General features: G+C 69.4%; 13 protein-coding genes and 2 tRNA genes. 8 read left to right on the forward strand and 7 right to left on the reverse strand.

Translation table 11 applies throughout. The features are described 5' to 3' along the window. Positions 1-79: 79 nt before the first annotated feature. Complete coding sequence (locus AC0685_RS33905; RefSeq protein WP_340687630.1) at positions 80-700, forward strand: mycothiol-dependent nitroreductase Rv2466c family protein; 621 nt, start codon at positions 80-82, stop codon at positions 698-700. On the opposite strand, the gene AC0685_RS33910 is transcribed toward AC0685_RS33905, so the two are convergent. Next, positions 697-1,500: an MBL fold metallo-hydrolase gene (locus AC0685_RS33910; RefSeq protein WP_478229228.1), complete on the reverse strand. Its 804-nt coding sequence runs from the start codon at positions 1,498-1,500 to the stop codon at positions 697-699. The two genes, AC0685_RS33905 and AC0685_RS33910, sit on opposite strands and share 4 nt — an antisense overlap. Beyond that, complete coding sequence (locus tag AC0685_RS33915; RefSeq protein WP_478229229.1) at positions 1,497-2,216, reverse strand: 2-phosphosulfolactate phosphatase; 720 nt, start codon at positions 2,214-2,216, stop codon at positions 1,497-1,499. Before AC0685_RS33915 ends, AC0685_RS33910 begins: the two co-directional genes overlap by 4 nt. Positions 2,217-2,261: 45 nt before the next feature. Here AC0685_RS33915 and AC0685_RS33920 point away from each other — a divergent pair, with 45 nt between their 5' ends. Beyond that, the gene (locus AC0685_RS33920; RefSeq protein WP_007034718.1) at positions 2,262-2,735 is read left to right on the forward strand and encodes a ribose-5-phosphate isomerase; all 474 of its coding nucleotides are present in this window, start codon (positions 2,262-2,264) and stop codon (positions 2,733-2,735) included. Position 2,736: 1 nt separating this feature from the next. Further along, a complete protein-coding gene (locus AC0685_RS33925) occupies positions 2,737-3,546 on the forward strand; it encodes an Fpg/Nei family DNA glycosylase (protein WP_478229230.1) in 810 nt (269 codons plus the stop codon). A gap of 185 nt (positions 3,547-3,731) precedes the next feature. Here AC0685_RS33925 and AC0685_RS33930 read toward each other — a convergent pair whose 3' ends face one another. Continuing rightward, a complete protein-coding gene (locus tag AC0685_RS33930) occupies positions 3,732-4,502 on the reverse strand; it encodes a hypothetical protein (protein WP_340687634.1) in 771 nt (256 codons plus the stop codon). Positions 4,503-4,612: 110 nt separating this feature from the next. Between AC0685_RS33930 and AC0685_RS33935 the strand changes: the two genes are divergently transcribed. Together AC0685_RS33935 and AC0685_RS33940 are read left to right on the forward strand one after the other, a co-directional pair. Further along, positions 4,613-5,488, forward strand: a complete 876-nt coding sequence (locus tag AC0685_RS33935; protein WP_192745900.1) for a TIGR03619 family F420-dependent LLM class oxidoreductase — start codon at positions 4,613-4,615, stop codon at positions 5,486-5,488. A 3-nt stretch (positions 5,489-5,491) separates the two neighbouring features. Beyond that, positions 5,492-5,938, forward strand: coding sequence for a nuclear transport factor 2 family protein (locus tag AC0685_RS33940; RefSeq protein WP_478229231.1), 447 nt, complete (start codon positions 5,492-5,494; stop codon positions 5,936-5,938). Here the strand turns inward: AC0685_RS33940 and AC0685_RS33945 are convergent. The 3 genes from AC0685_RS33945 to AC0685_RS33955 form a co-directional block, all read right to left on the reverse strand. Then, on the reverse strand, positions 5,935-7,149 hold the full coding sequence (locus tag AC0685_RS33945) for an RNA polymerase sigma factor (RefSeq protein WP_478229232.1): 1,215 nt from the start codon (positions 7,147-7,149) through the stop codon (positions 5,935-5,937). The genes AC0685_RS33940 and AC0685_RS33945 overlap by 4 nt on opposite strands. 126 nt (positions 7,150-7,275) lie before the next feature. After that, positions 7,276-7,521: a TauD/TfdA family dioxygenase gene (locus AC0685_RS33950; protein ID WP_478229233.1), complete on the reverse strand. Its 246-nt coding sequence runs from the start codon at positions 7,519-7,521 to the stop codon at positions 7,276-7,278. A 234-nt stretch (positions 7,522-7,755) separates the two neighbouring features. Beyond that, on the reverse strand, positions 7,756-8,196 hold the full coding sequence (locus AC0685_RS33955; RefSeq protein WP_478229234.1) for an N-acetyltransferase family protein: 441 nt from the start codon (positions 8,194-8,196) through the stop codon (positions 7,756-7,758). A 20-nt stretch (positions 8,197-8,216) separates the two neighbouring features. Here AC0685_RS33955 and AC0685_RS33960 point away from each other — a divergent pair, with 20 nt between their 5' ends. Together AC0685_RS33960 and AC0685_RS33965 are read left to right on the forward strand one after the other, a co-directional pair. Beyond that, complete coding sequence (locus AC0685_RS33960) at positions 8,217-8,615, forward strand: hypothetical protein (RefSeq protein ID WP_478229235.1); 399 nt, start codon at positions 8,217-8,219, stop codon at positions 8,613-8,615. Positions 8,616-8,856: 241 nt separating this feature from the next. Continuing rightward, on the forward strand, positions 8,857-9,099 hold the full coding sequence (locus AC0685_RS33965; RefSeq protein WP_478229236.1) for a hypothetical protein: 243 nt from the start codon (positions 8,857-8,859) through the stop codon (positions 9,097-9,099). 62 nt (positions 9,100-9,161) lie between these two features. Here AC0685_RS33965 and AC0685_RS33970 read toward each other — a convergent pair. Continuing rightward, positions 9,162-9,238 (reverse strand) — tRNA-Pro (locus AC0685_RS33970). An 84-nt stretch (positions 9,239-9,322) separates the two neighbouring features. Here AC0685_RS33970 and AC0685_RS33975 point away from each other — a divergent pair. Then, positions 9,323-9,396, forward strand: a tRNA-Gly gene (locus AC0685_RS33975). Positions 9,397-9,600: the final 204 nt, after the last annotated feature.

Genomic DNA, 9,600 nt, shown 5'->3' on the forward strand with positions numbered 1-9,600 from the left:
CGGCCGCGATGTTGGCTCGCTGTGTAGCACCCTGTGTGTGTACCGGCCCACCCCAAGACGATGGCACTGGGAGAACCTGATGACCGCCCCGTCCGAGAAGACCAAGGTCGACTTCTACTTCGATCCGATCTGTCCCTTCGCCTGGATCAGCTCGCGCTGGATCCTCGAAGTGGAGAAGCACCGCGACCTCGACCTGAGGTTCCGGATCATGAGCCTGTCCGAGCTCAACAGCGGCCGCGACGACCTGCCTGAGCAGTACAAGGAGCTCTTGGACCGCGGCTGGGGCCCCGTCCGCGTCGCCACCGCGCTCGCGCAGAAGAACGGTGAGGAGGCCCTGCGCGACTTCTACACGGAGTTCGGCACGCGCCACCACAACCAGGGCGACAAGGACATCCCGAAGGTCATCAAGGAGACCCTCGAAGCCATCGGCGCGCCGGCCGAACTGGCCGACGCCGCGGAGTCGGCCGAGTACGACGAAGCGCTGAGGAAGAGTCACTACGAAGGTATGAATCCGGTCGGAATGGACGTCGGCACCCCGACCATCCACATCGACGGGGTCGCCTTCTTCGGCCCGGTGCTCAGCTCGATCCCGCGTGGCGAGGACGCCGTCAAGGTCTTCGATGGCGCCCGCGCGCTGGCGAGCTACCCGGACTTCTTCGAGCTGAAGCGCACCCGGTCCGGTGAGCTGAACTTCGACTAAGGCGTTTCCAGGGCGGCCTTGGTGACATCGCCGGGGTAGGAGGACCTCGCGACGGCTTCGTCCGTCGTGAGGTCTCCCGCCGCGATCCGGTTCTTGAGCGCGACAAGTTCGCGCAGCCCGTCGCGGTGCTTCTCGATGAACGCGGTATCGACGGGGTCCCCGTGCCCGGCCACGATGATCTTCGGCTCCAGCGCGAGGATCGCGTCCATCACGCCGGGCCATTCGGCCAGGAAACTGCCGTCGTTGAACGAGAACGCGCTGAAGCCTGCTTCGGCGTTCTCGACGGCGTCGCCCGCGTAGACGACTCCCGCGTCCGGCACGTGCACGAACAGGTCGTGATCGGTGTGCGCCCGGCCGAGGAACCGCAGCACGGCGGCGCGGCCGCCGAGGTCGATCTCGGCGCTGTCGGTGACGGGCTTGTCCGGCAGGGTGATCTCGGTGCGCTCCAGCGCCTCCGCCATCTCAGGCCGGTTTTCGCCGAGGTAGTGCTGGATCCACTTGCGTCGCGCGCCGTCGCCGTAGGTGGCCAGCTCCGTCAGGCACCCTTCGTGCGCCCAGACGTCGCACGGCAGGAACGCCGTCGTGCCGAAGGCGTGATCGAAATGCGCGTGGGTGTAGACGACCGACCACGGCAGCGGCGTGATCTCCCGTACCGCCGCGGCCAGTTCGGCGCCCTGGTCGACGTCGCCGCGGACGTCGACGACCAGGCAGCGCTCACTGCCCACGACGAGGCCGACGGTCAGGTCCAGCTCCTCGTAACGGCGGGCGTACACGCCGTCCGCGAGTTCGAGCCAAGTCACGAATCCTCCAGAATTCCGTTGCGCAGCACAGGAACCGTGCCGCTGCTATCGAGTATCGCGGCGAGCCGCACGTCGTTCGCGTGCCCGGCCGCGGCGAGCTCGCGTCCTGAAGAACACTCTGTCAGTACTTCGGCGATGTCGATCGCTTCTGCCGCGATGGCGGCGAGACGGGCTTCGGCGGACAGCCGGCCGTAGCCGTCCAGCGCCGAGACGATCGCTCCCGCGCCGAGCTGGTCCTCGACGCACGGCCTCAGCGGCCCGAACGTCTTGGTTTCGGTGCGGATGTCGATGCCCCAGCGTTCCCCGGCCGGGACGACGCCGATCGGCCGACCGTTCGCCAGCTCCGCCGCGCGGGCGGCGACGGCGGCCGCGTTGCGCAGGCATCCCGCCAGGACGACGGCACCGGTCGTGGCGGCGGTGTCGCACAGCGTGGCGCCGTTGGGCGAGGGGAGCGCCAGGAGGGTGCCGGAAGGGATTTCCGTCACAGACGAAGGTCGTAAGGTCCAGTGTTCTTCACCCGCGAGGATGGCGCCTCGCGCTTTCGCGGCCTTCTCACCGCGCTGGTCGCGCCAGCGGACCGGCAGCACGCGGCCGCCGTTGCCGAGCACGAGATCCGTTGTGGTGCAGAAGGAAAGCACGTCGACGATGACGAGAACGGCACAGTCCGCGCCCAGGGCGGTGACGCCCTCGCTTCCCCATTCGAGTCTGATGTCCACCCCCACAGCATGCTCGCCCCGGAACGTGATGGCAGACTCCGCGCTGTGCGTGTTTACCTTGGCTCTGACCATGCCGGTTTCGAACTGAAGAACCACCTCGTGGCCCACCTCAAGGAGCAGGGCCACGACGTCGAGGACGTCGGTCCCTTCGTCTACGACGCGGCCGACGACTACCCCGCCTTCTGCATCGAGGCGGCCCGTCGTGTCGTCGCGGACGAGGGCAGCCTCGGAATCGTCGTCGGCGGCTCCGGCAACGGCGAGCAGATCGCGGCCAACAAGGTGAAGGGCGCTCGCGCCGGCCTCGCGTGGAGCGTCGAGACCGCGAAGCTCACCCGCGAGCACAACCACGCCCAGCTGATCGGCGTCGGCGCGCGGATGCACACCACCGAAGAGGCCACGGAGATCGTCGAGGCGTTCCTCGCGACCCCGCCGAGCCCGGACGAGCGCCACGGCCGCCGCGTCCAGCAGATCCTGGACTACGAGAACACCGGCTGGCCGCCGCCGCTGCCCGAGCACTGACATGCCCGAGGGGCACACGCTCCATCGCTTGGCACGTCTGCACAAACGCCGTTTCGCCGGGCACCCGATCGAGGTGAGCAGTCCGCAAGGACGCTTCGCCGCCGAAGCGTCCCGTTTGGACGGCCGGGTGCTGGTGAAGGCCGAGGCGTACGGAAAGCACCTGTTCCACGACTACGGTCCACACGGGACGGTGCATGTCCACCTCGGCCTCTACGGCACGTTTTCCGACGTGCCGCTGCCCGTTTCCGAGCCCGTCGGACAGGTGCGGATGCGGCTGGTCGGCCCGACGCATTCGGCCGACCTGCGCGGCCCGAACCAGTGCGAATTGATGGACCGGCCCCAAGTCGACGCGATCAAGGCGCGGCTGGGCCCGGATCCGCTGCGCCGGGACGCGAAGCCGGAGAAGGCGTGGGAGCGGATTTCGCGGTCGAAGACGTCGATCGCGGCACTGCTGATGGACCAGTCGGTGCTGGCGGGCGTCGGCAACGTGTATCGCGCCGAAGTGCTGTTCCGGCACGGTGTCGCCCCGCTCGTCCCCGGCCGCGCGCTCGATCGCGGGCTGTGGGACGACATGTGGGCGGATCTCGTGACGCTCATGCGGCACGGTGTCCGGGTGGGACGGATCGACACGGTCGCGCCGGAGCACCTGCCCGAGGCCACGGGCCGCGCGCCGCGGCAGGACCGGCACGGGGGCGAGGTCTACGTCTACCGGCGCGAAGGGATGCCTTGTCTCGTGTGCGGGACGGCGGTGCTGCGGAGCGATCTGGCGGCGCGGAACCTCTTCTGGTGCCCGACGTGCCAGCCCGCCTGACGTCGGCACCGACCCCTACCTGACCGACGGCCACGCTCGCCAAAGTTTGCGAAAGCCACTTTCGCAACGTGCCACAGTGGCCTGACACCGCGACGTTGGCCGGGCGGATCGACATAAGCCGTGAAGGCCTCCTTCCCTACCTTGAGAGTAGGGAAGGGGGCCTTCACGGACCCGGCAGCAGCGGGCTAGAAGTCGAACCCGCCGCCGTCGAAACCGCCGCCATCGAAGCCGCCGCCGTCGAATCCACCGGCGTCCCCGCCCATGTCGCCTCCGGCGTCGCCGCCCGCGTCCGCGGCCGCGTCCTCCTGGCCCGCGTCATAGCCCGATTCCCAGGCCGACGCGCTCGCGATCCCCGCCATCCCGGAGAACATCGCGCTGAACAGCAGCATCGAACCGAGCCCCCAGGCACCGGCGACGAGCGCGGGCTTCCACCACGGCTCGCTGTACCAGCCCTGCGGCACCGGACGGCCGGCCACGCGGCCACCGGGGTAGTAGTGCGGCGTCCGCTGGCTCGGGTCCGGCGAAGCCTCGTAGTGCTCGCCCTCGACGTCGACCGAGCGGTACTCGGTGACCTTGCCCGCCCGGTCGCGCTCTTCGCTGCCGGGCAGTTCCGGACCGGGGTCCATGCCCATCGCGAGGCGGGCCGCGCGGACGTAGTAGAGCCCTTCGATGGCGGTCTCGCGCACCAGACGGGCCTGTTCGATGGTCTGCGCCTGCTCCATCTGGGAGCCTGCCGCGGTGAAGCGTTCGGACGCGTCCGCCATCGCCTGCTGGGAGGCGGTGTCCGTGCCGGTGAGGTTCATGACCTGACCGCCGAGCCGCTCGACGAGGCGCCGCGCGTCGGCCTTCGCGTCGTCCAGCTGGCGCTTCTTGGCCGCCGCCTGGGATTTCGCGAAGTAGATGCCGCCGCCGACCACGACGACGAGGAGCACGATCAGGAAGATCGCGGTGCCCATGGGTTCACTCCAGGAATCGTTCGGCCTTTGCCCGGATCAACGCCGAGAGCCCGCCGGTGGTTCCCGCGCGCACTGGCGGGAGAAACTAGAACACGTTATAGTTCGGCTCCATGAAGTTCACCCTGTCGATCGCGATGAACCCGCTCGATCAGCTGGGCGAGCTCGCCCGTGCGGCCGAAGAGGCGGGTTTCTCCTCGATCGCGCTCCCGGATTCCCTGTTCTATTCCGAAACGGTCTCGGCCGACTATCCGTACACGCCCGACGGCAGCCGCTTCTGGACCGAGGAGACGCCCTGGGCCGATCCGCTGATCGCGGCCGCGTCGATGGGCGCGGTCACCGAACGGCTCACCTTCTACACCTCCGTGCTCAAACTCGGCTCCCGCAACCCGGTCCTGCTCGCGCGTCAGGTCAACTCGGTCGCGGCGCTGACGGGCGGCCGCTTCGGGCTCGGTCTCGGCGTCGGCTGGTCGCCGGAGGAATTCCGCTGGTGCGGCGCGCCGTACGAAAAACGCGGCAAACGCGTGGACGAGGCCATCGAGGTGCTGCGCCTGATCCTCGACGGCGGGATGGTCGAATTCCACGGCGAGTTCTTCGACTTCGACAAGCTCCGGATGAGCCCGACGCCGCCGTCGCGGGTGCCGTTCTACATCGGCGGGCACACCGACGTGGCGCTGCGCCGGGCCGCGCGCGTCGCCGACGGCTGGTCGTCGGCGATGATGAAGTTCGACGACCTCCGCGACACGATCGCCAAACTGCGCGGGCTGCTGGCCGACCAGGGCCGCGCCGACGATCCCTTCGAGTACCAGGCCGTCTGCATCGACAAGTTCGGTCTCGACGGCTACCGCGAGCAGGGCGACATCGGCGTCACCGACATCATCACCATGCCGTGGGTGTTCGACGGCCTCGGTTTCGACGCCGAAGTCGGCCCCAAGCTGGATTCCATCAAGAAGTTCGGCGACGAGATCATCGCGAAGATCGGAGACTGAACCATGGGTGTCGACGTCTGCTGGGATCCGTCCGCCGCGCAGCCGCCCGCGCGCCAGGCCGCGTTCCGCTCGATGACCGCCGTCACCGCCGGGGACAAGGCCGCCTGGCTCGCGCTCTTCGCCGGAGACGCCGTCGTCGAGGACCCGGTCGGCCCGTCGATGTTCGACGAGGAGGGCAAAGGGCATCACGGGCAGGACGGGATCAGTGCCTTCTGGGACAAGACGATCGCGAACGTCGAACGCTTCCGGTTCACCATCCGCGATTCGCACGCGGCCGGTGACGAGGTCGCGAACGTCGGCACGATCACGACGTACTTGCCCGGCGGCTACCGCGTGGACACCGACGGCGTGTTCGTCTACCGGGTGCGCGAAGACGGGCTGATCGTGTCGATGCGCGCGTTCTGGGAAACCGAGCGTGCCATGGCCACGGCCCGCAAGGACACGGCCTAGCCGAGCCGCTCCGCGCGCCGCGTCAGGTACTGCTTCTCCGGTTCGCTCGCGGTCTTGCCGGCGGCCCGGAGGTAGGCCTCGCGCGCGGCGCCGGTGTCCCCGGCCAGTTCCAGCAGATGTCCTCGCACGGAATCGAGCCGGTGGGTCTGGCTCATCCGGCTGTCGTCGTCGAGCGTGGCCAGCAGTTCGAGGCCCGCTCCCGGCCCGTTGACCTCGGCGACCGCGACGGCGCGGTTGAGCGTGACGACCGGGCCGGGCGAGACCTTCTCGAGCACGTCGTAGAGCGCGAGGATCTGCGACCAGTCCGTGTCCGCCGCGGTGGGCGCCTCGTCGTGGACGGCGGCGATCGCGGCCTGCACCTGGTACGGCCCGACCGGGCCCGCCTCCAGGGCCTCGCTCACCAGCGACACACCTTCGGCGATCATTTCCGCGTTCCAGCGCGAACGGTCCTGCTCGGCGAGGGAAACGAGCGAGCCGTCCTCACCGGCGCGGGCGCCGCGGCGGGCGTCGGTCAGCAGCATGAGCGCGAGCAGGCCGGTGACCTCGTCCTCGTCCGGCATGAGCCGCCGGAGCAGCCGGGTCAGCCGGATCGCTTCGGCGGTCAGGTCCGCGCGGTGCAGGTCGGGGCCGCCGCTGGTCGTGTAGCCCTCGTTGAAGATCAGGTACAGGACCTGGAGGACGACTCGGAGCCGTTCGGCCAGTTCTCCGGCGGGCGGCAGGACGAACTCGGCGCCCGCCTTCTTGATGGTCTGTTTCGCCCGGCTGATCCGCTGGGCCAGCGTCGATTCCGGGACGAGGAAAGCGTTCGCGATCTCGCCCGTGGTCAGGCCGCCGACGGCGCGCAGGGTGAGCGCCAGTTGCGACGGCGGGGACAGGGAAGGGTGGCAGCACAGGAAGAGGACGGTGAGCGTGTCGTCCGAATCGGACACAGGGGACGGGGCGAGGTCCAGCAGCGCGTTGTTCTCCTCGCGCCGCCGTCGCGCGCTCTCGCTGCGCCACTCGTCCACCAGCCGCCGGGAGGCGACCGTCGCGAGCCAGGATTTCGGACTGTCCGGGATACCCTGCTCCGGCCATTGCTGCGCGGCCGAGAGCAGGGCTTCCTGGACGGCGTCCTCGCAGGCGTCGAACTGCCCGTGCTTGCGCACCAGCAACCCGATGACCTGCGGGGCCAGCTCCCGCAGGAGCGCTTCCACCTGACGATCGTCCTTCACGACGCCAGTCTTACCTCATGCGCGCCGTCAGGCGGCGGGGGAGTAGTGCGAAGCGTCGCCTTCGAGGGATTCGCTCGGCAGCCCGTCGATGCGTAGGACTGCAGCAGCCGCAGGATGTCCCGCGACTCACCCTTGGACAGCCCCGCGCTCGCCGGTCACCGGATGCACCCGCACCACCGGGTGGACCGTGCGGAACTTCCGCGACACGAACACCTTGCGGCGTTCCTGCTCCGCCTCGTCGAGGGTCTCCGGCGCCTTCGCGCAGTCGTAGTCGTCGGTGTGCTCGGCGCGCAGCGTGTCCGCGAACGCCCGGAGCGGTTCGGGCAGGTCGCGGTAGGCGGCGGCCGAGTTGGCGATCAGCGTTTCACTCATCGATGGCGCCCCCTCGCAGGAGGGACGACCAGGCTGCGCAGCGTGCTGGCCTTCGGCGGGTCGAGCACGAAGGTGACGTCGGTGTGCCACTGGTTCGCGCGGCGCGATGGTGCTGCGCGCGATCGCCCCTTCGTCCGGCACCGCGCCGGCACTGGCGCTCCGCCTGCCGGTCACGGTGCCGATGTTCGCAAGCGGGTGCTGGTGGGCCTAGGGCCTCTCAGCATCCGGGAGTGGTCAGGCGGTCAACCTTCGGATGAACCGGGCGCTGCGCTCACAATGGTCGTCGTATCCCCGCGCGCGATAGAAGGCGTGCGCGGCGGTCCGGTGGCGGGAGCTGGTGACCTCCATGGTGTCGCAGCCCAAGCGCAGCGCCTCCGCTTCGGCCGCGGCGACCAGCTCGCGTCCGATACCCGAGCCTCGCCGGGTCTCGTCCACCACCAAGGCCACGATCCGCCCGCCGGAACCCGGCCGCTCCAGAAGTGGGATCGCGACCACCGCGACGACACCGACCACCTTGCCGTGCGCCTCGGCGACGAACGCGGCACCTTCGGGATGCCGGGCCCAGCGTTCGAGCCGGCCGCGCACGTCCTCCACGTCGTTGTCCGGGTAGCCCAGCTCGGTGAGGAGGGCGGTCACGGCGGGGGCGTCGGTGCTGAGGGCGTGGCGGATTTCCATGATCCTCATCCTGCCCGGATTTGCGACGGCCGCATCGGAGCTTCGAGAACCCGCCCGCGTTGCCCCACGCCGCGGTCGTCGAGACGCTGGAGCGTGCCCTGCGGGACAGATCGTTCGAAGGCGAGGCGGCGGAGACCTTGGTCGGGACCGCGTTGAATGACGACGACTACGCGTTCGTCGAGCCTTGGTGTGCCGAGGTGGGGACACGGGCCGAGCCGGGCGGCCCTTTGCTCGGGCTCGCAGGGTTGTGCTTGGGGCATACCGCTCGGCGCTTCGGGCGGCTCGGCGACGAGGCGGCGAAACTCGCCGAATCCCTGGCCGTCCGCGAGGAAGCGGACCCGGCCGACGTGGACGGGCGGGCGATGGACGGTTTCGACGACGTCCGGAGCTTCCTGCGCTTGCGGCCCTCCCAGGGCTGAGCCGGCGCCGCCGACGATCTTGGCACATCCCGGCCACGCGACTCGCCGCATGTCGTCGGTCGGTCGACGCGCTGCACGAGCTCTGCTCCTTATGGATTGGTGGCCTGCCACCCTGGAACGGGCTTGGGCGCTGACCGGAGCCGATGGCCGGACCTTGGCACGGCTGCGGCGTTGTTTCAACGGTGAGGAAGAAGTCAATTCGGCCTACCGGGATCATCCCCACACGATCTGGGAACACCCGGTGACCGCGTTGGAGCCACCGCAGGTCGGCGAGGTCGCCGAAGCGTTGCGTGCCGTGACACCCGATGCGGTCCGCGCCGTCGTGCCGTCGGACCCGGACCGGATCGAGGCCGAGCTGGGCAAGAGCGCGCTGGGTATGGGCGGTGATCTGGCCGGACAACTGACTCGGGAACACACCGTCCTACGCGACTTCTACGAGGAAGCCGCCCGCCGTCGACTGGCAATCGTGCTGTGGTGGGACTGAGCGTTCCGACGTCGCCGAGCGGCGGTATCCGAAAGGGCCGAACCCGCAGGTCCGGCCCCATCTGGTCGGGATGACAGGATTTGAACCTGCGACCCTCCGCTCCCAAAGCGGATGCGCTACCAAGCTGCGCCACATCCCGTGACTTCCCCGATCTCCCGGGGGGTGTGCGCACAGCCTAGCGGGTCACGCTAAGCTGTTTTCGCACCCGGTACTCCGGGGGCACGCGGGTGTAGCTCAATGGTAGAGCCCTAGTCTTCCAAACTAGCTACGCGGGTTCGATTCCCGTCACCCGCTCCACAGCTTCACATCCGAACCCGCAGGCGCCTGGCCTGCGGGTTCTTTTGTGTAGAGGGAAGCATCGGCCGGGGTGGTCGTGGGGGGGGTTTTTTGTTTTCCCCCCCCAACCCCCCCCCCCCCCCCCCCCCCCCCAACCCCCCCCCCCCCCCCCCCCCCCTCCCCCCCCACCCCGGAAAGAGCCCTTTCTGGGAGAAGGGGTGCCCC

This window comes from Amycolatopsis sp. NPDC043889, assembly GCF_056435645.1.